Annotated in this window: 22 protein-coding genes; 12 read left to right on the top strand and 10 right to left on the bottom strand. The window is 64.8% G+C overall.

Translation table 11 applies throughout. The features are described 5' to 3' along the window. Window positions 1-22: 22 nt before the first annotated feature. The 6 genes from ACFZAI_RS02425 to ACFZAI_RS02400 form a co-directional block, all read right to left on the bottom strand. On the bottom strand, window positions 23-814 hold the full coding sequence (locus ACFZAI_RS02425) for an SDR family NAD(P)-dependent oxidoreductase (protein WP_391565413.1): 792 nt from the start codon (window positions 812-814) through the stop codon (window positions 23-25). After that, window positions 811-3,162, bottom strand: coding sequence for a bifunctional salicylyl-CoA 5-hydroxylase/oxidoreductase (locus ACFZAI_RS02420; RefSeq protein WP_391565412.1), 2,352 nt, complete (start codon window positions 3,160-3,162; stop codon window positions 811-813). The genes ACFZAI_RS02425 and ACFZAI_RS02420 overlap by 4 nt, the downstream gene beginning before the upstream one ends. Window positions 3,163-3,598: 436 nt before the next feature. Then, window positions 3,599-4,426, bottom strand: coding sequence for an IclR family transcriptional regulator (locus ACFZAI_RS02415; RefSeq protein WP_391565411.1), 828 nt, complete (start codon window positions 4,424-4,426; stop codon window positions 3,599-3,601). Between the two features lie 120 nt (window positions 4,427-4,546). Next, the gene (locus ACFZAI_RS02410) at window positions 4,547-5,320 is read right to left on the bottom strand and encodes a phytanoyl-CoA dioxygenase family protein (protein WP_391565410.1); all 774 of its coding nucleotides are present in this window, start codon (window positions 5,318-5,320) and stop codon (window positions 4,547-4,549) included. Between the two features lie 128 nt (window positions 5,321-5,448). Continuing rightward, a complete protein-coding gene (locus tag ACFZAI_RS02405; RefSeq protein WP_391565409.1) occupies window positions 5,449-6,576 on the bottom strand; it encodes an AI-2E family transporter in 1,128 nt (375 codons plus the stop codon). A 151-nt stretch (window positions 6,577-6,727) separates the two neighbouring features. After that, entirely contained in the window at window positions 6,728-7,801 is a 1,074-nt protein-coding gene (locus ACFZAI_RS02400) for a LysR family transcriptional regulator (protein WP_391565408.1), read from the bottom strand. Window positions 7,802-8,183: 382 nt separating this feature from the next. Here ACFZAI_RS02400 and ACFZAI_RS02395 point away from each other — a divergent pair, with 382 nt between their 5' ends. The 3 genes from ACFZAI_RS02395 (at window position 8,184) to ACFZAI_RS02385 (ending at window position 14,164) form a co-directional block, all read left to right on the top strand. Beyond that, the gene (locus tag ACFZAI_RS02395) at window positions 8,184-9,380 is read left to right on the top strand and encodes an efflux RND transporter periplasmic adaptor subunit (protein ID WP_391565407.1); all 1,197 of its coding nucleotides are present in this window, start codon (window positions 8,184-8,186) and stop codon (window positions 9,378-9,380) included. Window positions 9,381-9,406: 26 nt separating this feature from the next. Next, window positions 9,407-12,613 carry an efflux RND transporter permease subunit gene (locus tag ACFZAI_RS02390; RefSeq protein ID WP_391565406.1) on the top strand — a complete coding sequence of 1,069 codons (3,207 nt, stop codon included), beginning with the start codon at window positions 9,407-9,409 and terminating at the stop codon, window positions 12,611-12,613. Window positions 12,614-12,685: 72 nt separating this feature from the next. After that, window positions 12,686-14,164 carry an efflux transporter outer membrane subunit gene (locus ACFZAI_RS02385; RefSeq protein ID WP_391565405.1) on the top strand — a complete coding sequence of 493 codons (1,479 nt, stop codon included), beginning with the start codon at window positions 12,686-12,688 and terminating at the stop codon, window positions 14,162-14,164. Between the two features lie 302 nt (window positions 14,165-14,466). Here ACFZAI_RS02385 and ACFZAI_RS02380 read toward each other — a convergent pair whose 3' ends face one another. Together ACFZAI_RS02380 and ACFZAI_RS02375 are read right to left on the bottom strand one after the other, a co-directional pair. Then, a complete protein-coding gene (locus tag ACFZAI_RS02380) occupies window positions 14,467-15,012 on the bottom strand; it encodes a hypothetical protein (RefSeq protein WP_391565404.1) in 546 nt (181 codons plus the stop codon). Beyond that, window positions 15,012-15,947, bottom strand: coding sequence for a LysR substrate-binding domain-containing protein (locus ACFZAI_RS02375; protein ID WP_054427075.1), 936 nt, complete (start codon window positions 15,945-15,947; stop codon window positions 15,012-15,014). The genes ACFZAI_RS02380 and ACFZAI_RS02375 overlap by 1 nt, the downstream gene beginning before the upstream one ends. Before the next feature lie 183 nt (window positions 15,948-16,130). Here ACFZAI_RS02375 and gtdA point away from each other — a divergent pair, with 183 nt between their 5' ends. The 9 genes from gtdA (at window position 16,131) to ACFZAI_RS02330 (ending at window position 24,667) form a co-directional block, all read left to right on the top strand. Next, window positions 16,131-17,174 carry a gentisate 1,2-dioxygenase gene (gene gtdA / locus ACFZAI_RS02370; protein ID WP_391565403.1) on the top strand — a complete coding sequence of 348 codons (1,044 nt, stop codon included), beginning with the start codon at window positions 16,131-16,133 and terminating at the stop codon, window positions 17,172-17,174. Between the two features lie 96 nt (window positions 17,175-17,270). Continuing rightward, entirely contained in the window at window positions 17,271-17,969 is a 699-nt protein-coding gene (locus ACFZAI_RS02365; RefSeq protein WP_391565402.1) for a fumarylacetoacetate hydrolase family protein, read from the top strand. Between the two features lie 18 nt (window positions 17,970-17,987). Further along, the gene (gene maiA / locus ACFZAI_RS02360) at window positions 17,988-18,626 is read left to right on the top strand and encodes a maleylacetoacetate isomerase (RefSeq protein ID WP_391565401.1); all 639 of its coding nucleotides are present in this window, start codon (window positions 17,988-17,990) and stop codon (window positions 18,624-18,626) included. After that, window positions 18,623-19,018, top strand: coding sequence for a chorismate mutase (locus ACFZAI_RS02355; RefSeq protein WP_391565400.1), 396 nt, complete (start codon window positions 18,623-18,625; stop codon window positions 19,016-19,018). The genes maiA and ACFZAI_RS02355 overlap by 4 nt, the downstream gene beginning before the upstream one ends. 70 nt (window positions 19,019-19,088) lie before the next feature. Then, a complete protein-coding gene (locus ACFZAI_RS02350; protein WP_391566248.1) occupies window positions 19,089-20,042 on the top strand; it encodes a Bug family tripartite tricarboxylate transporter substrate binding protein in 954 nt (317 codons plus the stop codon). A 26-nt stretch (window positions 20,043-20,068) separates the two neighbouring features. After that, window positions 20,069-21,421 (top strand): FAD-dependent oxidoreductase, encoded by a 1,353-nt coding sequence (locus ACFZAI_RS02345; protein ID WP_391565399.1) that lies wholly within the window; start codon window positions 20,069-20,071, stop codon window positions 21,419-21,421. Between the two features lie 19 nt (window positions 21,422-21,440). Next, window positions 21,441-22,664, top strand: a complete 1,224-nt coding sequence (locus tag ACFZAI_RS02340) for a 3-hydroxybenzoate 6-monooxygenase (RefSeq protein ID WP_391565398.1) — start codon at window positions 21,441-21,443, stop codon at window positions 22,662-22,664. Window positions 22,665-22,715: 51 nt separating this feature from the next. After that, entirely contained in the window at window positions 22,716-23,891 is a 1,176-nt protein-coding gene (locus ACFZAI_RS02335) for an ABC transporter substrate-binding protein (RefSeq protein WP_391565397.1), read from the top strand. A gap of 110 nt (window positions 23,892-24,001) precedes the next feature. Next, a complete protein-coding gene (locus ACFZAI_RS02330) occupies window positions 24,002-24,667 on the top strand; it encodes an imm11 family protein (protein WP_391566247.1) in 666 nt (221 codons plus the stop codon). A 377-nt stretch (window positions 24,668-25,044) separates the two neighbouring features. On the opposite strand, the gene ACFZAI_RS02325 is transcribed toward ACFZAI_RS02330, so the two are convergent. Both ACFZAI_RS02325 and ACFZAI_RS02320 read right to left on the bottom strand, forming a co-directional pair. Continuing rightward, window positions 25,045-26,061 carry a Bug family tripartite tricarboxylate transporter substrate binding protein gene (locus ACFZAI_RS02325; protein WP_391565396.1) on the bottom strand — a complete coding sequence of 339 codons (1,017 nt, stop codon included), beginning with the start codon at window positions 26,059-26,061 and terminating at the stop codon, window positions 25,045-25,047. 33 nt (window positions 26,062-26,094) lie between these two features. Continuing rightward, window positions 26,095-26,286, bottom strand: a complete 192-nt coding sequence (locus ACFZAI_RS02320) for a hypothetical protein (protein ID WP_391566246.1) — start codon at window positions 26,284-26,286, stop codon at window positions 26,095-26,097. Window positions 26,287-26,312: the final 26 nt, after the last annotated feature.

Here is a 26,312-nt window from a genome sequence, read left to right as displayed (position 1 = left end):
GGGTTGATGGGGCGCGCCAGCCTTAGCCGGTCATGACTTCGCCGCCGTCCACGGCGATCGCCTGGCCGTTGATGGAGGCGGATGCCGGCAACGCCAGCCAGGCCACCGTCTCGGCCACTTCCTCGGGCTGCACCAGGCGGCCCTGCGGGTTGCGCTCGGCGAGTTTTGCGCGAGCCGCTTCCGGCGTCATGCCGGTCTTGTCCACGATATTCGTGACCGCACCGCGCACGATGTCGGTCTCGGTGTAGCCGGGGCACACCGCGTTCACGGTGACGCCCTTTTGCGCGGTTTCCAGCGCCAGCGAACGGGTCAGCCCGATCACGCCGTGCTTGGCGGCGCAGTAAGCGCTGACATAGCCATAGCCGATCAGCCCCGCCGTGCTCGCCACGTTGATGACGCGGCCCCACTTCTCTTGCAGCATGCCCGGCAGCGCGGCCTGGATGCAGTGGAAGGTGCCGGTCAGATTGACGGCAATCATCTGCTGCCACAGCGCGGAATCGGTGCGGTCAAAGCGCTGGCTCACGGCCTGGCCGGCGTTGTTCACCAGCACCAGCACCGGGCCGAATTCGCCTTCGGCCTGCGCGAAGGCCGCGCGCACCGACGCTTCGTCCGCGATGTCGGCGCTGGCGGTTTGCACCTGCCCCAGGCGGGCCAGACTGTCGGCGGCGGCGTCCAGCGCCGCGCCATCGCGGCCCAGCAGCGTGACGCGCGCACCGCGTTCAAGCAGCGCGCGGGCGCTTGCCAGACCGATGCCGCGAGCGCCGCCCGTCACCAACGCGTGGCGGCCGGCGAGCGGTTGCGCAAGTGTTGTCATTTGATATCCAGTTGCGCCATGGCGGCGGCGCGTTCGAAGTTGGTTTCCAGTTGGCGCTTGCCCGCGAAATACTGGCTGGGCCACGCCACATCACGGTAGCCGACTCGCGCGGCTTCGCGTAGCGTCCAAGAGGCGTCAGCCAAATGGGGACGCGCCAGCGCGCACAGGTCGGCGCGGCCGGACGCGATGATGCCGTTGGCGTGGTCGGCTTCGAAGATGGCGCCCACGGCGATGGTGGGAATGCCCGCTTCGTTGCGGACGCGGTCGGCGAACGGGGTCTGGAACATGCGGCCGTAAACCGGCTTTTCTTCCTTGCTGACCTGGCCTGACGAGCAATCGATCATGTCGGCGCCCGCGGCCTTGAAGTAGCGCGCGATTTCAACGGCGTCATCAGCGGTGATGCCGCCTTCGACCCAGTCGCTGGCCGAGATACGCACCGACATGGGTTTGTCTTCGGGCCACACTTCGCGCACGGCGCGGAACACTTCCAGCGGAAAGCGCAACCGGTTTTCCAGGCTGCCGCCGTACTCGTCGTCGCGGTGATTGGTCAGCGGCGAAATGAAGCTGGACAACAGGTAGCCGTGCGCGCAGTGCAGTTCCAGCCAGTCGAAACCGGCTGCCTGCGCCCGGCGGGCGGCTGAGATGAAGTTGTCGCGCACGTCGTCCATATCCGCACGCGTCATGGCGCGCGGCGTCTGCGACACGCCTTCGATATACGGCAAGGCCGAGGCCGACAGCAACGGCCAGTTGCCTTCGGCCAGCGGGTGGTCGATTTTCTGCCAGCCCAGCTGCGTGGAGCCCTTGCGCCCGGCATGGCCCAATTGCACACCGATGCGGGCGTCGCTGTTGCCATGCACGAAATTCACGATGCGGGCAAAGGCCTGCGTCTGGTCGTCGTTCCACAAGCCGGGGCAGCCCGGCGTGATGCGGCCATCCGGCGACACGCAAGTCATTTCCACCATGACGAGCCCCGCGCCGCCCATGGCGCGCGCGCCCAGGTGCACCAGATGGAAGTCGCCCGGCACGCCGTCGGTGCAGGAATACATGGCCATCGGCGACACCAGAATACGGTTCTTCAGGCGCACGCCGCGCGCTTGATAAGGCGTCAGCATGGGGATGGCCGGGCGCTGTCCGGCTTCAGCGGGCGCGCCAGCACGTTCAGCGATCCAGCGTTCGAAACCTTCAAGCCAGGCCGGGTCGCGCAAGCGCAGGTTTTCGTGCGAGATGCGCTGCGACCGGGTCAGCAGCGAATAGGCGAATTGTTCGGGTTCCAGTTCGGCATAGCGTTCAACGTTTTCGAACCACTCGGTGGAGTTGCGCGCGGCGTTCTGGATCTTCAGCACTTCAACGCTGCGCACTTCTTCGTAATGCTTCAGACCCGCTTCCACACTGCCTTCCGCGCCGCTCAGGCAGCGCGCGAGTTCGATGGAATCTTCAAGCGCCAATTTGGTGCCCGAGCCAATCGAGAAGTGGGCGGTGTGGGCGGCGTCGCCCATCAGCACAACCGGCACGCGGCGCTGGCCACGCGCGGTATCCAGCGTGTTCCAGTGCACCCAGGTGTTGCAGATGACGCGCGGGAAACGAATCCAGATGGCCGAGCCGCGCAGGTGGGACGCGTTGCTGATCAGCGCATTGCCGTCCAGCCAGGGCGCGAACAGCTTTTCGCAGTAGGCGATGCCCTCTTCCTGGCTCATCTGCTCGATGCCGGCCGCTTGCCACGTTTCTTCGGGGGTTTCCACGATGAAGGTGGACATGCCGTCTTCGTAGCGGTACGCGTGCGCCTGGAACCAGCCGTGTTCGGTCTGGACGAAGGCGAAGGTGAAGGCGTCAAACACTTTCTTGGTGCCGAGCCAGACAAAGCGGCAACGGCGCTGGTCGATGTCGGGGTGAAAGGTGTCGGCGTAGCGGGTGCGGATCTGGCTGTTGATGCCGTCGGAGGCAATGACAAGGTCAGCGTCGTATTCGCGGGCGATGGCCTGATCGTCCTGGACGAAGTTCTCAAACACCAGCTTCACGCCCACGTCTTCGCAACGCGCTTGCAGGATGTTCAGCAGCTTCTTGCGGCCAATGCCGATGAAGCCATGGCCGCTGCTGCGAATGCTGCGGCCTTTGAAGTTGATGTCGATGTCATCCCAATGGTTGAACGCATCGCCAATGGTTTGAGCGGAAACGGGATCGGCTTCACGCAGGTTCTGCATGGTGGCGTCGGAGAACACCACCCCCCATCCAAAGGTGTCATACGGACGGTTGCGTTCGATGACCGTAATCTCGTTGGCAGGGTTCTGCAGTTTCATGAGCAGACCGAAATACAGGCCGGCGGGGCCGCCGCCGATGCAGACTATTTTCATTGCCGTATACGCTCCGAGGTACGCGACAGTCGCTCGTTTATCTAGAGCGGGAGGCCGCGGATATTTAGGTCTGGATAGTTTAGGCTTGAAATATATACCTGAAGTTGAGCGTTCGCAAATGGGGGAAAGCTATTAGGTGCGGGGGGAAAGGGGGACGGCTTCCGAGGGCTTCGCGGGGGAGGATCTGTGGAAGCGTCGTGGGTGGCAGCTCTGCGGGCGAGCGGCTGGGAACGGCGTGGGTGGCTCTGCGGGCGAGCGGCTGGGAAGCGTCGTAGGTGGCTGCTCTGCGGGCGAGCGGGCGGGCGGCAGTGGAGCGTCGTCGGTGACTGCGACGGTGCGTCGGCGGCCTGAGTAGATCAATGGCCGCCGTCGAGAATCCGACGTTCGCCCCCCGAGACCATCAACCGCCCCGAAGCCGAACGTCCCCAGGAAAAATCTACCTTGAGTAAGCCGAAAACTTGGACTTGGAAATCGACGTGGCGGCCACCTGCACATGCGGCGCCAGTTCTGCTTCGACTCTCGCCACCGTCCACCGCGTCGTCGGCACAGAGATATTGATGGCCGCCACCGCAAAACCGCGATGATCCGTGACCGGCGCCGCCACCGAAATATCTCCCAGCACTGTTTCATTCACGATGATCGCGTAGCCCTTTTCCGCCACGCGTTGCACGCGGTCCAGCAGCTTGTCCGGGTTCACTTCCGTGTACGGCGTAATCGCTTCCAGGCGCGTCTGCGCCAGGATCTCGCGGCGGTGTTCGTCAGACAGGCGGGACAGGATGGCCGTACCCGATGCGGTGAAGAACGCCGGCAGGCGGCTGCCGACGGCGATGTCCACGTTCACCAGATGGTGGCCCGGAAAGCGCGCCACGAACACGATCTCGTGGCCGTCCAGTTCTTGCAGATTGGTGGTCTCGCCCAGGGTCCGGCTGATGTCCAGCAGATACGGCGACGCCTTGTCGATCAGCTCATTCGCGCGCACATAGTTGTACGAGAATTGCAGCACCTTCGGCGTCAGGCCGTAGTTGCGCGTGTCCGGGATGCGGCGCAGATAGCCCAGCGTTTCCAGCGTGTAGACCAGGCGTTGCGTGGCGCTGCGGTCCAGGCCGGACGCGCGGGCGATGTCGGCCAGCGTCATGTGGCGTTTCGAACCGTCGAACGCGTGCAGCACCTGAAAGGCTTTTTCAGTGGAACCGACAAACAGCGACGACCGGGTCTCGGTCGGCGCCTGCGGTTTTTCCGTGTCGTCGATGGTTGTTTTGCGCACAGGGACCAGCCTATTGAGTTCTAGGGATGCCACGCAAGAATTAACGCGAGGCGGGATTTGCCGGCCCAGCCTCGCGTATTGCGCTTAATTTAATTGTAATTCAATTATTAATATCGAATATCAATGACTTCCGGCCAATGGAACCCCGGGTTGCGATGCCGAACGCGTATCGGGAATCGGGTAGCAGGACTGCGGGTGGTACGTGTGCACGACCGACAATTTCACGCGGTCGCTGCGGTTGCCTTGCGCGGCGTGCAGCGTGCGGCAATGGAAGAACACCACATCGCCCGCCTCAAGGTCAGGGCAGACCGCGCGGGCAATCCAGTCGGCGTTTTGCGGCGCGTCGTCGCGGAAGAATTTCTTGTCGTCGAATTGATCGGGCGTGAAGGCGGCTGCGTGCGAACCCGGAATGAACGACAGGCCGCCGTTGTTGCGGGTTTCCGGCCCCAGGGCCAGCCAACAGGACACCAGGTCCGTGTCTGAAAACGACCAGTAGCGGATGTCCTGGTGCCAGCCCGTCAGGCTGCCATAGGCGGGGTGCTTGGTCATCACGCAGTTGTGGTGCACGGTGGACAGCACCGCGGGTTCGCCGAAGTAGCGGGCCAGCCATTGGGCGATGCGCGGGTCTGTTGCCCATTGCGCAAACAAGGGGTCGCGCGCGTAGGCGCTGAGCAGGCGGCGCACGGTCAGGCCGCCTTCGGCGGTGCGGGACTCGGGTGCGCCGGGGTAGCGCAGGTCGGCCTCGTATTCGATGGGCGCCACGTGCTCTCGCAAATGGCGTTCGGCCAGCGCGCGCAGCGCGGCGACTTGCCCGGCGGACACGAACTGGCGCGCCACCACAAACCCCTGCTCGCGCAGGACCGCTATCTGATCATCAAGCAGTAACCCGGACATCTCAATCCTCACACCCCGCGGCGGTTGCGAAGCGTCTGCGTGCGGGGCAGGCGCGTACCGGTCAGGCGCCGGTATACGCGGGGATGGCTAGATTACCAAAAGCCCTGTCTGCGCCGGGCTTGGCCGCGTCAGGCGGAGGGTGTTTTTTCAACGGGCGCGGGCACGGGAACCGGTACGGGCGGATGCAAGCGTGCGGCATCGCGTTCCGTCACTTCGTGGTGCACCCATTCGCGCCACACGGCCACCAGCAACGCCATCAGCACGGGGCCGACGAACAGGCCGACGATACCCATTGTTTTCACGCCGCCTACCAGGCCGAAGAAGGTCGGCAGGAACGGCAGTTTGACCGGGCCGCCCACCAGACGCGGGCGCAAGGTTTTGTCGACGATGAAGAGTTCAACGCTGCCCCACACCATCAGCGCGATACCGGCAACTACATGGCCGGAGCCCACCAGGTACAGCGACACCAGCGTGAATGACAGCGGCGCGCCGCCAGGGATCAGCGCCATGAAACCCGTGACCACGCCCAGCAGCACGGGCGACGGCACGCCCGCCACCCAGTACGCAACGCCCAGCACAAAGCCTTCGCCCAGCGCGATCAGGCCCATGCCGGTTACGGTGGAATTGATGGTGGCCGGCACCACGCGCGAAAAGCGCTGCCAGCGCGCCGGCAAAATGCGTTCGCCCAGCACGTCCAGCTGCGCCACCATGCGGATGCCGTCTTTATAGACAAAGAACAGCGTGATCAGCATGAACAGCACGGTCAGCAACAGCTGGAACACGTTGCCCGTGGCCGCCAGCACCATGCGGTAGATATTGCCCAGGTGTTCGCCGCTGACGGCTTCGACCAGCGCGCCCAAGGCGTGCGGCTGGCCAATATAGGATTCCCAGTACTGCCCCAGCCGTTCGCCCACGGCGGGCATGGACGTGATCCAGTTCGGCACCGCCACACCGTGGCGGTTGGCCGCGATGGCCCACGCGAAGAAGGTGCTGGCTTCCTTGATGGCGTAAGACAGCGCCAGCGTCAGCGGCACGATCAGTACGACGATGACCATCAGCAGCGCCAACGACGCGGCAATCGCGGTGCGGCCGCCGCAGCGTACGACCAGACGCTGGTACAAGGGCCAGCTGGCCAGACCAATAATCAGCGCCGCCAGGGCGGGAACGAGGAAGCCGCTAAGGAAGTAAACCCCTGCCAACAAGACAAGCAGCAGCAGCCAACGGGCGATCAGGTAAGCGGGTAGAACAGGCTGCATAGAGCGGATCGACAGTAAGGGCGTTGTAGGCTTTGACTGTCGGACTATACAGACGTTTCATAAAATACGAGGGACGCAAGCCCTGTATTTACTACGGGGTTTCCCGTGGTTTGACGGCGTGGCGGACGCGCAGGCCCGCCACGCGCAGCGCTTACAGCGCGTACTCCGCCGCCTCTTCGCGCGGGCTGCGGCGGCGCTGGGGCGCGGTCTGGATCAGGGCGGGTTCGGGTTGCGGTTGCGCCATCGTCATTGCGCTGGGCATGCCCAGCTGGCGCTGGTACACGCCGCAGCTGGCCGCCGCCGGATCGGTTTCGTCGCGGCCGCTCAGCAGCGGGCACCCGGCGAACAATTCCGCCACCCAATCCGTAAACGCACGCACCTTGGGCGACAGCTGCCGGCTTTGCGGATACAGCACCGAAATCGCGGTGGAGCTGGGCTTCCATTGAGGCAGGATTTCGATCAGCTCGCCCGATTGCAGATGCGGCAACGCCATATAGCGCGCCACCTGGATCAGGCCAAAGCCCTTCAGCCCGCAATCCAGATACGCGCCGGCTTCGTTCACGGCAACCGTACCCTTCATGTCCACTTCCTGGTGCTTGCCATCCACCTTGAAGTCCCAGGCGCAATTGCGGCCCGTGCGGCTCATGAAGTAATGCACGGCGTGGTGGTCGCGCAACGACTCGATGGTTTGCGGCATGCCGTAACGCGCCACATACGTCGGCGACGCGCAGGTCACGGTTTGCAGCGTGCCGATACGGCGCGCGACCAGGCTGGAATCTTCCAGGTCGCCCGCGCGGATCACGCAGTCAACCGCCTCTTGCACCATATCCACAGGGCGGTCGCCCAAGCCCAGCACCAGCTCGACGTCCGGGTATTTGTCGTGGAAATCACACAATGAGGGAATCAGGATCAGGCGCCCGATACAGGTCGGCACGTCGATGCGCAGCCGGCCCTTCAAGCGCAGGGCTGCTTCCTGGAAGCAGGCCTCGGTTTCCTCGACGTCGGCAAGAATGCGCACGCAGTGCTGGTAATAGCCCGCGCCGTCCGGCGTCAGGCCGATACGGCGCGTGGTGCGATTAAGCAGACGCACGCCCAGCAGGCGTTCGAGGTTCTGAATGATGGTGGTGACGGTGGTGCGCGGAAGCGAAAGGCTGTCGGCCGCCCGGGTGAAGCTATTGGCGTCCACGACGCGCACAAACACCTGCATAGCCTGAAAGCGGTCCATGGCGGCGGTGTCCTTTGGGCAAAAAAGTCGGGGTGAACGGAGCATAACCCGATTTCGGCGCAGATTAGTCATTCCCGCCGAACAGTGTTGCCGGAATAGACAGGTTTATCCGGCCCCACAAAACACTCAGAATGCAAACCATCTTGAAGTGCCCTTGCCTCCCGGCGACCCCACAGGGCATGTCAATCCTCAGCTTCCGTCCCCGCAGAGCCGCTCCGCCAAAGCGCTTTGACCAGGACCCGCAACTCCGCTGAATGTTGCACCGCAGCATAAGCATATGCAAACGGACGCTAAGGACTGCCATGCCACGGACCGCCGCAGCCGCCTCCGCCCCAGGCCCAAACAAGCGCGCTTTCGCTCCTATACCCCTCAAGGAAACATCATGGTTTCGCGTAATCGTATTGCTATGTTCGTCGTCTTTGCCGCCGTGCTCGCGGCCGGAGGCGGCTACGCCCTCACCCGCGGCCCGGCCGGCGGCAATGTCGCCATGGCCCAGGGCGCCCCGACGGCCACGCCCGTCGAAGTGGCCGAAGTCGTCAGCAAGACCATCGTGGATTGGCAGCGCTATTCCGGCCGCCTGGAAGCGATTGACCGCGTCGACATCCGCCCGCTGGTCTCTGGCACGCTGACGCAAGTGCACTTCCAGGACGGCTCCATCGTCAAGAAGGGCGACGTGCTCTTCACCATCGACCCGCGCCCGTACGCGGCCGAAGTCGATCGCGCCGCCGCCGCGCTGACGGCCGCCAAGGCCCGCGCGTCCTACACCGCCACCGACCTGGCCCGCGGCCAGCGCCTGCTGACGGACAACGCCATCGCCCGCCGCGACTTCGAAGAAAAGCAGAACGCCGCGCGCGAAGCCGCCGCCAACCTGCAAGGCGCGCAAGCCGCGCTGGACTACGCCAAGCTGAACCTGGGCTACACCCGCATCGAAGCCCCGGTGGCCGGCCGCGTCTCGCGCGCTGAAGTCACCGTGGGCAACGTGGTCGCGGCCGGCGCCGGTTCGGTGCCGCTGACCACGCTGGTGTCGGTGTCGAAGATGTACGCATCGTTCGACGTGGACGAACAAACCTTCCTGCGCTATGTGAACCCCGCCCGCAATGGCAAGGCGGGCTCGGTGCCGGTTGAGCTGGGCCTGGCGAACGAAGACGGCTATTCGCGCACGGGCTTCGTGCAGTCGGTGGACAACCGCCTGGACGCCACCTCGGGCACGATCCGCGTGCGCGCCGAGTTCGACAACGCCGACGGCTCGCTCTTGCCCGGCCTGTACGCCCGCGTCCGCCTGGGCGGCAGCGACCCGCGTTCGGCCGTGCTGATCGATGAAAAAGCCATCGGCACCGACCAGGACAAGCGCTACGTGCTGGTGCTGGACGACAAGAACCACGCCGTCTATCGCCAAGTGAAGCTGGGCGCCAACCAGGAAGGCCTGCGTGTCGTGGATTCCGGCCTGGCCGCCGGTGAACGCATCGTCGTCAACGGCCTGCAACGCATCCGCCCCGGCGACGCCGTGACCCCCACCGTCGTGCCGATGGTCGCCGCCAAGAGCGCCCCGGTTCAGACCGCCGCGGCCCAACTGAAGTAAGGCCCGCGCGTCTACAGAGAACGTCCATGAATATCTCAAAGTTCTTCATCGACCGGCCGATTTTTGCCGGCGTGCTGTCCATCCTGGTGCTGCTGGCGGGCCTGCTGGCCATGTTCCAGCTGCCCATTTCCGAATACCCGGAAGTCGTGCCGCCGTCGGTGGTGGTGCGCGCGCAGTATCCGGGCGCCAACCCCAAGGTCATCGCCGAGACCGTCGCGTCGCCGCTGGAAGAATCCATCAACGGCGTCGAAGACATGCTGTACATGCAGTCGCAGGCCAACAGCGACGGCAACCTGACGCTGACCGTCAACTTCAAGCTGGGCGTGGACCCGGACAAGGCGCAGCAGCTGGTGCAGAACCGCGTGTCGCAAGCGCTGCCGCGCCTGCCGCCGGACGTGCAGCGCCTGGGCGTGACCACGGCGAAAAGCTCGCCCACGCTGACGCTGGTCGTGCACCTGATCTCGCCGAACGACCGCTACGACATCACCTACCTGCGCAACTACGCGATCCTGAACGTCAAGGATCGCCTGGCCCGCATCACGGGCGTGGGCGAAGTGACGGTGTGGGGATCGGGCAACTACTCGATGCGCGTCTGGCTTGACCCGCAAAAGGTCGCGCAGCGCGGCATGACCGCGTCGGAAGTCGTCGCCGCCATTCGCGAACAAAACGTGCAAGTGGCCGCCGGTGTGATCGGCGCGTCGCCCACGCAAGGCGATGTGCCGTTGCAGCTGAACGTGAACGCACGCGGCCGTCTGCAAAGCGAAGAGGAATTCCGCGACATCATCTTGAAGACCTCGCCCGACGGCGCCGTGACGCACTTGTCCGACGTGGCGCGCGTGGAATTGGATGCCCAGGAATACGGCCTGCGTTCGCTGTTGGACAACAAGCAGGCGGTCGGCATGGGCATCATGCAATCGCCGGGCGCCAACGCGTTGGACGTGTCGTCCAAGGTGCGCGCCGCCATGGCCGAGCTGGCGCAAGACTTCCCGCCGGGCGTGGAATACCGCATCGAATACGACCCCACGCAGTTCGTGCGTTCCAGTATTGAAGCAGTGGTGCACACGCTGCTGGAAGCCATTGCGCTGGTCGTGCTGGTGGTGATTCTGTTCCTGCAAACGTGGCGCGCGTCGATCATCCCGCTCTTGGCCGTACCGGTCTCCATCGTGGGTACGTTCGCGCTGCTGCTGGTGTTCGGTTATTCCATCAACGCCTTGTCGCTGTTCGGGATGGTGCTTGCCATCGGGATTGTGGTGGACGACGCCATCGTGGTGGTGGAAAACGTCGAACGCAACATCGCGGCAGGTTTAAGTCCACGCGACGCCACCTACCGCGCCATGCGCGAAGTGAGCGGCCCCATCATCGCTATTGCGCTGACGCTGTGCGCCGTGTTCGTGCCGCTGGCGTTCATGACGGGCCTGACCGGCCAGTTCTACAAGCAGTTCGCCATGACCATCGCCATCTCGACGGTGATCTCGGCCTTTAACTCGCTGACCCTGTCGCCCGCGCTGTCGGCCCTGCTGCTGAAAAGCCATCACGACAAGCAAGACTGGCTGACCCGTGGCATGAACCGCGTCTTCGGCCGCTTCTTCAACTGGTTCAACAACATGTTTGGCCGCGCGTCCGAGTCCTACGGCACGGGCGTGTCCAGCGTGATCCGCCGCAAGGCCGGTGCGATGGGCGTGTACGCGGTGCTGGTCGCCGCCACCATCGGCGTGTCGTACCTGGTGCCTGGCGGCTTTGTGCCCGCGCAAGACAAGCAGTACCTGATCGGCTTCACGCAGTTGCCCAACGGCGCGTCGCTGGACCGCACGGAAGCCGTGATCCGCCGCATGAGCGACATCGCCCTGAAGGAACCCGGCGTGCAATCCGCCATCGCCTTCCCCGGCCTGTCGATCAACGGCTTCACCAACAGCTCCAGCGCCGGCATCGTGTTCGTCACGCTCAAGCCCTTTGATGAACGCAAGGGCGCCGAGCTTTCGGGCAACGCCATCGCCGCATCGCTGAACCAGAAGTTTGCGGCCATCCAGGACTCGTTCATCGCCGTGTTCCCGCCCCCGCCCGTGATGGGCCTGGGCACGCTCGGCGGCTTCAAGCTGCAACTGGAAGACCGCGCCGCGCTGGGCTATGCCGAACTGGACAAGGCCAAGCAGGCCTTCCTGGAAAAGGCGCGCCAAACGCCTGAGCTCGGCCCCGCGTTCTCCAGCTACGAAATCAACGTGCCGCAGCTGGATGTGGACCTGGACCGCGTGAAGGCCAAGCAGCTGGGTGTGCCGGTGACGGAAGTGTTCGACACCATGCAGATCTATCTGGGCTCGATGTACGTGAATGACTTCAACCGCTTTGGCCGCGTGTTCCAGGTGCGTGCGCAAGCCGATGCGCCGTTCCGCGCCCACGCCGACGACATCCTGCAACTGAAGACCCGCAACGCCGCGGGCGACATGGTGCCGTTGTCGTCGCTGGTGACGGTGAAGCAAACGTTCGGCCCCGAAATGGTGGTGCGCTACAACGGCTACACCGCCGCCGACATCAACGGCGGCCCGGCGCCCGGCTATTCGTCTGACCAGGCGCAAGCCGCAGCCGAACGCGTCGCAGCCGAAACGCTGCCGCGTGGCGTGAAGTTCGAATGGACTGACCTGACGTATCAGCAAATTCTGGCGGGCAATGCCGGCTTGTGGGTGTTCCCGATCAGCGTGCTGCTGGTGTTCCTGGTGCTGGCCGCGTTGTACGAAAGCCTGACCTTGCCGCTGGCCGTGATCCTGATCGTGCCGATGAGCATCCTGGCCGCGTTGACGGGCGTGTACCTGACCGGCAACGACAACAACATCTTCACGCAAATCGGCTTGATGGTGCTGGTGGGCTTGTCGGCGAAGAACGCAATTCTGATCGTGGAATTCGCCCGCGAACTTGAAATGAGCGGCCGCACGCCGTTGGAAGCCGCCATCGAAGCCAGCCGCCTGCGTCTGCGTCCGATCTTGATGACGTCCATCGCGTTCATCATGGGCGTCGTGCCGCTGGTGCTGTCGTCCGGCGCCGGTTCGGAAATGCGCCATGCGATGGGGGTGGCCGTGTTCTTCGGGATGCTGGGCGTGACCTTGTTCGGCCTGTTCCTGACGCCGGTGTTCTACGTGCTGCTGCGTTCGCTGGGCGGCAAGCCGCTGCACTCGGCGGCCCCGCATGAAGCGCCGGAGTGCGCGCCGCACATCGACACGAACGCGCCGCAGCCCCACGCATAAAGCCGGCAGACAAAAAAAGAAGCCAGCGCGTCCTGCCCCACCCGGCGGGGCGCGCGCCAAAGAGAATTCATCATGATCCAAAGACTGACCCGCGGTTCCGCCCTGCTTGCCGTCCTGCTCGTGCTGGCCGGCTGCGCGGTGGGCCCCACCTACGAGAAGCCGTCTGCCGCCGCGCCCGCGGCATTCAAGGAAGCCGCGCTGCCCGCCGCTGAAGCCGGCACCTGGAAGCCCGCCGAGCCGTCGGAAGACGCGCTGCGCGGCGCCTGGTGGAAAGTGTTCGGCGACGACGGCCTGAACCAGCTGGAAGACGAAGCGCAACAGGCCAACCAGAACCTGCAAGCCGCCGCCGCCCGCCTGGCGCAATCCCGCGCGCTGCAACGCGAGGCCCGCGCCGGCTTCTTCCCCACGCTGGACGCCGCCTTCGGCCCCAACCGCCAACGCCCGTCGGCCGTATCGCAAGGCCTGCCCGACGGTACCTCCACCACGCCGGTCACGACGTGGCGCGCGCAAGGCGCGGTGTCGTATGAAGCCGACCTGTTCGGCCGCGTGGCCTCCACGGCAGACGCCGCCACCGCCGACGCCCAGCAAAGCGAAGCGCTGTACCGTTCGGTGCTGCTCGCCTTGCAGGCCGACGTGGCCACCACGTACTTCCTGGTTCGCGAACAAGACGCCGAATCGCAGCTCTACCGCCAGACGGTCAAGCTGCGCACCGACACCTTGCAACTGATCCAGCGCCGCTACGACGCGGGCGACATCAGCGAACTGGACCTGGCGCGCGCCAAGGCTGAACTCGCATCCGCACAATCGGAAGCCCTGGGCATCGACCGCCGCCGCGCCGCGTCGGAACATGCGCTGGCCGTGCTGCTGGGCCGCGCCCCGTCCGACTTCACGATGCCGCCGCAGCCCATCCAGAAGGTCGCCTTGTCGATCCCCGCCGGCCTGCCGTCCACCTTGCTGGAACGCCGCCCCGACATCGCCGCCGCCGAACGCGCCATGGCCGCCGCCAACGCCCGCGTCGGCGCCGCCAAGTCCGCGTTCTTCCCGCGCCTGGACATCACCGGCGCCTTCGGCTACGAGTCATCTGACCTGGGCAACCTGTTCCAGTGGTCCAGCCGCACGTTCCTGCTCGGCCCCCTGGTCGGCGCCGCGCTGTCGATGCCCATCTTCGACGGCGGCCGCCGCCAAGCCGGCCTGGACCGCGCCCGCGCCGTCTACGAGGAAGACGTCGCCGTCTACCGCCAAACCGTCCTGAACGCGTTCCGCGAAGTCGAAGACAACCTGGCCAACCTGCGCATCCTGGCCGACCAGACCAAGGCCCAAGACGCCGCCGTCGACGCCTCGGCGCGCGCCGCCAAGCTGTCCCACACGCAATATCGCGAAGGGTCGATCAGCTACCTTGACGTCATCGAAGCCGACCGCAGCGTCCTCTTGCAACAACGCGTGGCCGTGCAGTTGAGCGGCGAACAAGCAAGATCAGCCGTAGAACTGATCCGCGCCATCGGCGGCGGCTGGGAAAACCCCGTCCCGCCAGAAACGGTAGCCGCCAAGTAGGACTGCTGTGTTGATAGTATGTGTGTTGGAGTCAGACTGCATTTTTGAAATTGCAGTCTGACTCCAAAAAAAATGCAGTCTGACACCTAACCCACACGCGAAGCGAACCCAAGCCTGACGCACCCCCACGCGTAAGCTCCACAAGGCCGCCCGCGCGGCCGGCATGGAGCGGGCCCCGCAAGATCTTCCGCCACCAAAAACCTAGTGGCGAGCACCCTAAGAAAACAAGTCGCCCCGCAGGCCGCCGACGCAACGGGCGTCAATAGCAAACAAAAACGCTACCGCAACCGCAAACACAACCGCTACCTCCCCCCCTCCAACCACCGCCGAGCCACCCGATACCCCACAAACACATAAAACCCCGAACTATTCGCCACCAGCCAAGCCCCCAGCCCTCCCAGCAACGCCACCACCGGCCCCACCGCCCGCACATCTCCTTGCGTCCACGCGATCACCCCCAACGCGCCCGCCGTCACCAATCCCATCGCCAGCCGCTTCACCACCACCAACCCCGCTGACCGCCCCGCCATCAGCATCACCACGCCAATTGACAACGCCAGCGCCGTCCCCGCGCACACCGCCACCAGCGCAAACGCCGCCCATGCCGACCCGGCCACCCGCAGCAGCAGGCTCAGCACTTCAATTCCCACCCCCAGCCCGCCCGTCATCACCAGCACCGACAGCGCCAGCGGCGACCACATCCCCGGCGGCGTATCGCGCGCATCCATTTCCGCCACGAACCGATGCATGGCCGCGGACTCGGCCGGGCGCTTGCCTTCCGCCAGCGCAGCCTCCACCCTGCGGCACTGCGCGATCAACGCATTCAGGCCGGAGCGGGACGATGGCATCACAACCTCGTCACACCCGGCGCATGTTCCGCCACGGTATTTCGCAACGCCGCCATGGCCTCTTGCACCGCCATCGGCCTGAACGCGTCCTCACGCCAGTACATCGCCACGGACCCGAACCCTGACAGCCGCACCGGAATGATCTGCATCGCCCGCATCTGCGAAAACCGCAACGCCGCGCGATGCGACGCCACGCCGATCATGTCGCTGTTGTTGATCAGCGTAAGGTTGATCGTCACTGAATTCGACTCCACGTGATCCACCGGCGGCGACTGCCCCGCCGCCGCCAGCGCCGCGTCCACCGCATTGCGGATCGGCGTGCCTTTGGGCCACAGAATCCATCGGTACGACAGCAGATCCTGCCAACTCGGCTGCTCAATGGAAAACAGCGGATGACGCGGCCGCGCCACCAGATGAATCGGTTCCAGATACAGCGCTTCAAAGCGGATGGCAGGGTCGTGATGCTCGGGCGCCGAACGGCCCACCACGATGTCGAGATCGCCTTGGGCCAACTGCGCCAGCAAGCGGTCTGTTGTGCCTTCCACCAGCTTCACGCGCGCTTGCGGCATGCGTTCCAGCAGCTTCATCACCGCCAGCGGCACCGTGTCGGACGCCGACGCGCCAGACGCGCCAATCACCACGCGCCCGCCGCCGCCTTCGCGCAGCGCGGCCATGTCGGCGCTAGCGCGGTCCAGCTGCGCTTCCATGCGCTGCGCATGCGCAATCAACACATCGCCATGCGGCGTGGGCCGCAGCCCGCGCGCGTGGCGTTCGAAGAGCGGCAGCCCGATGTCGTCTTCCAGGTCTTTCAGCCACTTCGACAAGCCGGGCTGCGTTGTGTTGAGCATTGCGGCGGAATGGCTGATGTTGCGGGTCTGCGCCAGACTCAACAGCATCTTCAGATTGCGCAGCCGCAGGCGGTGGGTCCAGTCCATGCAGGCCCTCGTCTTGGGGGGGGTGTCTCGTATGTATATCGTTATTCGTATGGATAATAAGATAATTTCATTTCAAAACACATAGCTGCCCTGCGCATAATCGTCTCCATATCGAGACCAGCCGCGAACCACGCGGCGGCCACCCGTAGAAGCCGGCATCAGCCGGACATACAGGAGACAACCATGCCCGACAGTAGCGCCGACCGCGCCGCCTACTACGCCCGCATCGCCAAGAAAAACATGGCTCCCCTCTGGGAGTCCCTGCACAACCTGGTTCCCCGCCAGCCCGCTCCGCGCTGCGTTCCCGCCCTCTGGAAGTACGACGACGTGCGCGACGACGTCATGGCCTCGGGTTCGCTCATCACCGCCGAAGAAGCCGTGCGCCGCGTGCTGATCCTGGAGAACCCCGGCCTGCCCGGACAAGCCAGCATCACGCAAAGCCTGTATGCGGGATTGCAACTGATCCTGCCGGGCGAAATCGCGCCCAGCCACCGCCACACGCAGTCGGCGTTGCGCTTCATCGTGGAAGGCCGCGGCGCGTACACCGCCGTCAACGGCGAACGCACCACCATGCATCCGGGCGACTTCATCATCACGCCGTCATGGACGTGGCACGACCACGGCAATGCCGACACCACCGAAGGCGGCGAGCCCGTCGTCTGGCTGGATGGGCTGGACATCCCGCTGTTGCGCTTCCTGGATGCCGGCTTCGCCGAAAACTATCCGCACGCGACCCAACCCGTCACCCGCCCCGAAGGCGACAGCATGGCGCGCTACGGCAACAACATGGCGCCGGTGCGGCATCAGACAAGCAGCGGCACGTCGCCCATCTTCAACTACCCCTACGAACGCAGCCGCGAAGCCCTGGACGCGCTGTACCGCCACGGCGAACTCGACCCCTGGGACGGCGTGAAGCTGCGCTATCTGAATCCGGCCACGGGCGGCTATCCCATGCCCACGATGGCGACCTTCATGCAGCTGCTGCCCGCGGGCTTTCAAGGCAAGACCTACCGCAGCACCGACTCCACGGTCTATAGCGTGGTGGAAGGCCGCGGCACCGCCCGCATCGGCGACCAGGAATTCCACTTCGGCCCGCGCGACGTCTTCGTGGCGCCGTCGTGGCTGCCCGTGCAATTGGCCGCGCTGGATGACGTCACCTTGTTCAGCTATTCCGACCGCCCCGTGCAAGACGCGCTGGGCGTGTGGCGCGAAGAACGCGTCGGCTGATCCACACCGCCGCGTTCGCTTGCCTTTGCGCTTGCCTTTGCGCTTTCCTCTGCGCTTTCCGCATTGATTCCTGCCGTTTCCCTCCAAGGGTGATCCATGTCTTTTGTGTTTGCTCCCCCCGCCCCTGCCGCCGTGCCCATTGCCGGCAGCCAGGACGCCTTCCCTGTGCGCCGCGTGTACTGCGTGGGCCGCAACTACGCCGCGCATGCGCGCGAAATGGGCTTTGACCCTGACCGCGAACCGCCGTTCTTTTTCTGCAAGCCCGCCGACGCCGTCGTGCCCGTGGCCAACGGCCACACGCTGGAACTGCCCTACCCGCCCGAGACCGCCAACCTGCATTACGAGATTGAACTGGTGGCGGCCATCGGCAAAGGCGGCGCCAACATCGCGGTTGGCGACGCGTTGCAACACGTGTGGGGCTACGCCGTCGGCCTGGACATGACGCGGCGCGACTTGCAGATGAAGATGCGCGAAGCGGGCCGCCCGTGGGAGCTGGGCAAAGCCTTCGACCAAAGCGCGCCCATCGGCCCGCTGCACCCTGCCAGCGCCGTCCCCAACATCCACCAGGCCGCCATCTGGCTGCAAGTCAACGGCGCCGACAAGCAGCGCAGCGACATCGGCAAGCTGATCTGGTCCGTCGCCGAAACCATCGCCTACCTGTCCAAATACTTCCGTCTGGAAGCGGGCGACCTGATCTACACCGGCACGCCCGAAGGCGTCGGCCCCGTGGTGCGCGGCGACAAGATGACAGGCGGCGTCGACGGCCTGGGCACGCTCAACGTGCAGATGGTTTGACTCTTACAGGAAGCCTCCATGCAACTTCATAGCTTCTTCAACAGCTCGACGTCGTATCGCGTGCGCATCGCGCTGGCGCTCAAGGGTTTGTCTTACGACTATCTGCCGGTGAACCTGCGCAAGCAGGAACAGCGTGCGGCCGATTATGTGGCGAAGAATCCGTCAGCGGGCGTACCGCTGCTGATCGATAAGGGCATGCAGCTGTCGCAGTCGCTTGCCATCATCGACTACCTGGACGCAACGCACCCCGAACCGCGCCTGATCCCCGCAGACACGCTGGCGCGCGCGCGTGTGCTGGAACTGTCGGACGCCATCTCCTGCGACATCCACCCCGTCAACAACATGCGCATCCTGCGCTATCTGCAAGACGTGCTGGGCGCAAGCGATGAGCAAAAGACAGCCTGGTATCACCACTGGATCAAGGAAGGGCTGACGGCCGTGGAAGCACTGCTCGCCCGCCACGGACACGGCGCGTACTGCTTTGGCGACGCGCCCACGCTGGCCGATTGCTGCCTGGTGCCGCAAGTGGCCAACGCGCAGCGCATGGGTTGCGACCTGTCCGCTTACCCGCGCATCCTGCGCATCTTCGAACACTGCAATGCGCAGCCCGCGTTCCAGCAGGCCGCGCCCGCGCAACAACCCGACTACACCTCATGACGACGCCGACTCCCCCGCAAGAGCCCGATACCCACGGCGCGCCGCTGCGCGAATACACCGACCCTGCGTATCGCCCCTTATGCGCGAACCTGGCCGACGTACGCGCCAACATCGACCGCCTGGACGACGAGATCGTGCGCCTGATTGCCGAACGCGCCATGTATGTGAAGGACGCCGCGCGCTTCAAGCGCGACGCGTTTCAGGTGAGCGCCCCCGCGCGCCAGGCCCAGGTGTTCGACAAGGCCCGCGCGCTGGCCACGCGCCACAACGCGGGCTTTGCGAACCTGGAACAGGTGGTGGACGCCACCTACCGCGCGATGGTCGCCGCCTTCATCGCCAACGAGCAAACCTATTTCGACACCATGAAAGACGTGGGAGACACGCATGCTTAAGTTCTTGCCGCCGGCGCACTTTTCCCCGCCGTGCTTTGCCCTGCCGCCTGCCAAGCGGGCGGCTGCCGCCATGCTGCTGGGACTGGCTGCGCTGACGCCCTGGACGGCATCGCAGGCCGCCGACACCTGGCCCGCGCAGCCGCTCAAAGCCATCGTGCCTTTCGGCCCCGGGTCCAGCCCCGACCAGGTCGCGCGCATCGTTGGCGAGAAGGCCGGCGCCATCCTGGGCCAGACCATCGTCATCGAAAACAAACCGGGCGCAAGCGGCAACATCGGCACCTTCGCCATCGCCAACGCCAAGCCCGACGGCTACACATTCGGCGTATCCATCACCGGCCCGCTGGTGAACAACACGCTGCTGTTCGACAAGCTGCCCTATGCGCCCGCCACCGATCTGTCGCCGCTGACGCTGGCCGTACACCAGCCCAACGTGCTCGTGGTGCCCGCCTCGGCCGGCATCGACAACGTGGGCCAGCTGCTGGAGGCGCTGAAAAAGAACCCGGACAAGTACAACTTCCCGTCGCCGGGCGCAGGCACCGTGTCGCATCTGGCGGTGGAGCTGCTGCTGCAACAGATTGGCGCGCGCGCAACGCATGTGCCGTATCCGTCGTCGCCCGCCGCGCTGACGTCGCTGCTTTCCGGCGACACGCAATTCGCGGCGCTGCCCCCGATTGCCGTCATGCCCATGGTGAAAGACGGCCGCTTGAAGGCGCTGGCCGTCACGTCATCCAAGCGCTCGGCGCTGCTGCCCGATATTCCGACCTTGGCCGAAGTGGGCGTGCCGGGTATCGAAGGCTCGGCCTGGATCGGTTTCGTGGTGTCGTCAAAGGTGCCGGCCGATATTCAAAAGAAGCTGTCCGATGCGCTGATCCAGGCGATCCGCGACCCGGACGTCGCCAAGCGTCTGCAAGCGCAGTTCATGGACCCGGTGGCCAGCACGCCGGCCGAATTCCGCACCTATATGGATGACGAACTCACGCGCTGGGCGCCCCTGATCAAGAAGCTGGGCATCAAGGGCCAGTGACACGCATCACACGCAAGGAGAATCTGATGGTCATTACCGAACCCGCCCGCCAAGTCCCGCTGTACGGGGAATATGACGTCGTGGTGCTGGGCGGCGGCCCCGCCGGCATCCTGGCCGCCACCAGCGCCGCCCGCAACGGCGCGCGCGTGCTGCTCGCGGAGCGCTACGGCTTCCTGGGCGGCATGGGCACCGCCGCGGGCGTGTCCAACTTCTGCGGGCTGCACGCCAACATCCACGGCAGCATCCAGCAAGTGGTGCACGGCATGACCAACGATCTGCTGGACCGCATGCGCGCCCTGGACGGGCTGAATGATCCGCACCTGATCCTGGGCAAGATCCACGCGCAGGCCTACGACATCTCGGCATTCAAATGCGCCGCCGACGGCCTGGTGCAAGACAGCGGCGCGCACGTCCTGTTCCACGCCTTGGCGACCGGCCTCACGCGCGACGCCGAAGGCCGCGTCGACGCCCTGTTCCTGGAAACGAAATCCGGCCGCTGCGCCGTGCGCGCAAAGGTCTTCATCGATTGTTCGGGTGACGCCGACATCGCGCAATGGGGCGGCCTGCCGTTTGAAAAGGGCGACGAGCACGGCCACATGCTTTACCCCACGCTGATGTTCAAGGTGGGCAACGTGGACGGCGCGCGCGCCCGCGATGCCTGGAAGACCATTCCGCTGCTGATGGACGAGGCCGCCGCCAGCGGCGAGTTCACGTTTCCGCGCCGGGGCGCCATCGTGCGTCCGCAAAAGCACGACTACGAATGGCGCGTCAACGTCACGCAGCTGGCCAATGCCGATGGCAGCGCGGCGGACGGCACCGATGCGGGTTCGCTGTCCGCGGGCGAACTCGAAGGCCGCCGCCAGATCGTGCAGTACTTGAGCTTCTTGCGCGCCAAGGTGCCGGGCTTTGAAAATGCCTATGTGCTGGACATCGCGCCGCAACTGGGCATCCGCGAAACGCGGCGCATCGTGGGCGAAGCGGTGCTGACCAAGGAAGACGTGCTGGGCTGCGCCAACTTCGACGACAGCATCGGCGTGAACGGCTGGCCGCTGGAAATGCACACGGCGGGCGACGTGCAATGGATGTGGCCGCCCATTCCCGAATCGCGCGGCTACAACCAGCTTCCCTTTCGCATGATGGTGCCCAAGCGCGGGCCGGGCGTCGCCAGCAACGTGCTGGTGGCGGGCCGCTGCGCATCCATGACGCACGAAGGCCAATCGGCCGCGCGCGTCAGCGGCAGCTGTTTCGTCATGGGCGAAGCAGCCGGCACGGCGGCGGCGATGGCGCTGCGCGCAGGCATCGCCCCTGCCGACATTTCCATTTCCGCCTTGCAGGCGCAGCTGACAGCACAGGGCGCCTTTCTGGGCGAACAAGGCTGATGGCATGCAGGAAGCAAACATGAACGCATCAACAACGGCAACAACGGCAACGCAGGCGGCGCGATCCGTCATCGTGGTGGGCGGCGGCATCGGCGGGCTGGCCGCCGCGCTGGCGCTGACCAGACAAGGCATCGCGGTGCAACTGCTGGAACAAGCGGCGCACATCGGCGAAATCGGCGCCGGCATTCAACTGGGCCCCAACGCGTTTGCGGCATTGGACGCGCTGGGCGTGGGCCAAACGGCGCGCACGCGTGCCGTCTTCACCGACCACATCATCATGATGGACGCGGTGGACGCCAAAGAGGTCGTGCGCATCGACACGGGCGACGCGTTCCGCACGCGCTTTGGCGGGCCATATGCGGTGATTCACCGCGCCGATATCCACTTGTCCATTCTGGAGGCCGTGCAGCAGAATCCGCTGATCCGCTTTCGCACGTCGACCCAGATCGCCAGCATGTCGCAGGACGCGCACGGCGTGGAAGTGGTGGACACCGATGGCAACCGCTATCGCGCGGACGCGGTGGTGGGCGCGGACGGCGTCAAATCGGTGATCCGCGAACGCACCGTGGGCGACCCCGCGCGCGTCACCGGCCATGTGGTCTATCGCGCCGTCGTCGAACGCGACAACATGCCCGACGAACTGCGCATCAACGCGCCCGTGCTGTGGGCCGGCCCGCACTGCCATCTGGTGCACTACCCCTTGCGCGGCGGCCAGCAATACAACCTGGTCGTCACCTTCCACAGCCGCGAACAAGAAGAATGGGGCGTGCGCGAAGGCAGCAAGGAAGAGGTGCTGTCGTACTTCGAAGGCATACACCCGCGCCCGCATCAAATGCTGGACCGCCCGACCTCATGGAAACGCTGGGCCACCGCCGACCGCGAACCCGTCGACCACTGGGGCGAAGGCCGCGTCACCCTGCTGGGCGACGCCGCGCATCCGATGACGCAATACATGGCCCAAGGCGCCTGCATGGCGCTGGAAGACGCCGTCACGCTGGGCGAAGCCGTGCGGCAATGCGATCACGATCTGCAAGCCGCGTTCCGCTTGTATGAATCGGTGCGCATTCCGCGCAGTGCGCGCGTGGTGTGGTCCACGCGCGAAATGGGCAGGCTTTATCACGCACGAGGCGTTGAACGCACCGTGCGCAACATGCTGTGGACCGGCCGCAGCCAGTCCCAGTTTTACGACGCGTTGCAGTGGCTGTACGGCTGGAAGGTGGAACACTGCCTCGCGGCACCATAACTCGCGCACCAAACAAAGCGCATCAAACAACGCGCAAAAGAGGAGACAACCATGACAGGCATCACCTTACGCAGCGCCGCCGCCATCGCGCTGGCGCTGGCGGCATCTGTAGCCGGCGCGCAAAGCAAACCGGTGGACATCGGCTTCATCGGCACGCTCTCCACGCCCGCCGGCTACATCGGCGAAGACGAGCGCGATGCGTTCATGCTGGCCGTGAAGGAAGGCGGCGGAAAGCTGGGTGGCGTGCCCGTCAACGTGCGCGTGGAAGACGACGCGCTCAAGCCCGCCAACGCCAAGCAGACGGCCGACAAGATGGTGCAGGATGGCGTGCGGCTGTTCACCGGCGTCAACTTCTCGAACGTCATGGCGGCCGTTGGCCCCACGGTGCTGAACGCAGGCGGCTTCTACGTCAGCCTGAACGCCGGCCCGTCGAACTACGCCGGTAAAGCCTGCAACCCGAACTACTTCGCCGTCGCCTTCCAGAACGACTCCTACGCCGACACCGCCGGCATCGCCGCCAACGAGCTTGGCGTCAAACGCGTCGTCGTCATGGCGCCCAATTACCAGGCCGGCCGCGACGCCGTCGCCGGCTTCAAGCGCGCGTACAAAGGCGAAATTGCCGAAGAGATCTACACCAAGCTTGATCAATCGGATTTCTCGGTGGAATTGGCGCGCATCCGCTCGCTGAACCCCGACGCCATCTTCCAGTTTCATCCGGGCGGCGCGGGCATCAACCTGACCAAGCAATTCGCCAATTCCGGCCTGTCGGACAAGATCAAAATGATCACCCCGATCTATTCCATGGACGACCGCATGCTTGCCGCAACCGGCACGGCAAGCAAAGGCTTCTACCTGAGTTCACTGTGGAGCGCCGACCTGGACAACGCGCAAAACAAACACTTCGTCGACGCCTTCACGCAAGCCTACAAGCGCCCGCCCACCGCCTACGCCGCCCAGGCCTACGACACCGCCAACCTGATCGCCTCGGCCCTGAAGGCCGTCAACGGCGACATCACCGGCCGCCCCGACGACTTCCGCGCCGCCCTGCGCAAAGCCGACTTCGCCAGCGTGCGCGGCAAATTCAGATTCGGCCCCAACAACCATCCGATTCAGGACTGGTATCTGCTGCACATCGAAGCCGGCCCCGACGGCAAGCTCGTGTATAAAAACCTGAAAGTGCTGGCCCGCGACCACACCGACGTGCACGCGGCGGAATGCAAGATGTAGCGCAGGGGGGCAAGCGCGGAAAGCAAAGCGAAGGCTTCGACGGAACTTGTGGCTGCGCTCAAGCCCCGCTAGCATCGGCTCAACTGCATCCCCGTTCTGCCCCCGCATCCCTGATGGAAGCCACCGTGACCGAACCGAACGCCATTGAAGTTTCAGCCAAAGCCGCATCTCATCAGGGCGAATTTTTCCTGATCGACGCCAGCTTCTTGGAAAACGGCAGGGTCCCCGGCATCGAAATCGCCAACGAAGAGAAGCTGATTGATCCGGGGATGAATGTCCTCATGCGCCCTAATGGAATGCCGGATCAGTATCCGGAGCGTCCCCAGCTGGTTCATGTACCGGAGAAGGGCGGAATGCCACGCGATCTGGAAGAGCTCGCTGGCATCTGGATTGTGTCGGAGCCGTTGAAGCAACTGTTTGAGCAGTTGGACGCCGAGGCGTTTGCATTTGTGGCCTGCGACTTCCGCCTTGCTGACGGCAGCCCCGCCCCTCAGTACTACCTAGGCAATGTGCTGCGCACACTCGACGCCCTGGATGAAGCCTCTTCTCGCGTGAGGATCAAGCTCGACCACAATTATCAGACCGGCAAGGACGAGAAACGATATAGCCTCGTCGGCGGAGCCAGCTTGGTGTTCAAACAGAATGTTGTAGGAGATGCCCATATCTTCCGCCAGGATCGCATGGGAGCGCCTCCCATCTGCGGCCGCGCGATGTTTGAAGCATTGAGAGCGGCCAACTTCTCCGGCGTACGGCTGCGCGATGCCGCCGATTTATAGCGCGTGTTATGAGCACGAAGTGAGCCACGCCGACGCAGCACATCGCGTAAGCCCCAAGAGGCCGCCCGCGCGGCCGGCATGGGGCGGGCCCCGAAAGATCTTCCTTCCCCACTCCGCCAACGAGCAGAACCCTAAGCAAGCAGCCCGCCCCAGCGACCGTGAGATTGCCGCTGCTGGAGTCCGTCGCGCTGGCGGTCTGCGGTGCGCGGGGCGTCGATAAGCCCGACGGAATCCGAAGGCAGGCGCCGCAGGCGCCAACGAGGATGAGGCAGGGGAAGTCCGGAGCGAAGGCTCCGGACCGCAATCGTTGCCCCGCGCACCGCAGGCCGCCGGCGCGACGGGCGTCAACAAAACCCCATCACTTCAACAAAACACCATCAATTCAAACTAGCCCCAGAAATCTTAACGATCTCCTGGTACTTCGCCTTCTCGCCCTTCACGAATTCAGCAAACGCCTCTGCCGTCATCGGCCCCGACTCCGACCCCATGGTCAGCAGGCGTTGCTTCACGTCCGGCTGTTGCATCGCATCCGCATACGCCTTGTTCAGCTTCGCCACCACCGGCGCCGGCGTGCCGCCCGTCGTGAACACGCCAAACCACGTACCCAGATCAAAGCCCTTCACACCCGACTCTTCAACCGTCGGCACGTCCGCCAGCAACGACGAACGCTTCGCCGTCGTCACGGCCAAAGCCTTCACCTTGCCGTCCTTGATCAACGGCGCCGACGCCGCCAGATTGTCGAACATGAAATCCGACTGACCCGACAGCAACGCCAACTGCGCAGGCGCCGCGCCTTGGTAGGGAATGTGTTCAACATTGATGCCAGCACGCGCCTTCAGCAGCTCACCCGACAGATGGCCCGCGCTGCCGTTGCCGCCCGAACCGTAGTTCAGCTTGCCCGGATTCTTCTTCGCGTACTCGATCAGATCCGCCAGGGTCTTGATGTTGTTCTTGTCAGCGAACTCAACGTTCATCACCAGCACGTTCGGCACCGACGCCACAATCGTCACCGGCGCAAAATCCTTCACCGGGTCGTACGGCAGGTTCGCGAACAGCCAGGGGTTGATGGCATGCGTGGCCACCGCGCCCATCACCAGCGTGTAGCCGTCAGCCGGCGCCTTGGCCACCAGGTCAGCGCCAATGTTGCCGCCTGCACCCGACCGGTTTTCAACGATCACGGGCTGGCCCAGCGAACCGCGCACCTTCTCGGCCAGCATGCGGGCCATGGTGTCCAGCGGGCCGCCAGGCGGGTAAGGCACAACGAAGCGGATCGGCTTCGTCGGAAAATCAGTGGCCTGAGCCAGCGCGGGCGCGCCGAAAGGCAGGGTCACGGCAAGCGCCACGGCGCCTTGCAACAATGCGCGGCGAACCGCGTTACGGGGGGTGTGCGTCATGATGTTGTTCTCCTCACTCCAGATCGATGGCGGTCAGTAGCATACCGCAGGGAGAAGGATGACGTAACAAAGGGATACTGGCGTGCCGTGCGCCCGAGCCACATCTTCCCACGCTTCGAGAAGCGCATCAGCCTCATCTTCCGCCGCCGCGTCAGCGAGGTAATGGTGAACAGTTTCAGCGTCCTTTAAGTAATTCGCGGCATCGAATTCACGGCATTTCGTCATATCGGCATTCCGATTCATTTGCGTCC

It is taken from the genome of Achromobacter sp. NPDC008082, from assembly GCF_042957345.1.
In the GTDB taxonomy this organism is placed as follows: Bacteria; Pseudomonadota; Gammaproteobacteria; order Burkholderiales; family Burkholderiaceae_B; genus Achromobacter; species Achromobacter kerstersii_A.
The sequence above is the reverse complement of the archived record's forward strand: the minus strand, read 5'-3'. Positions and strand labels throughout refer to the sequence as shown.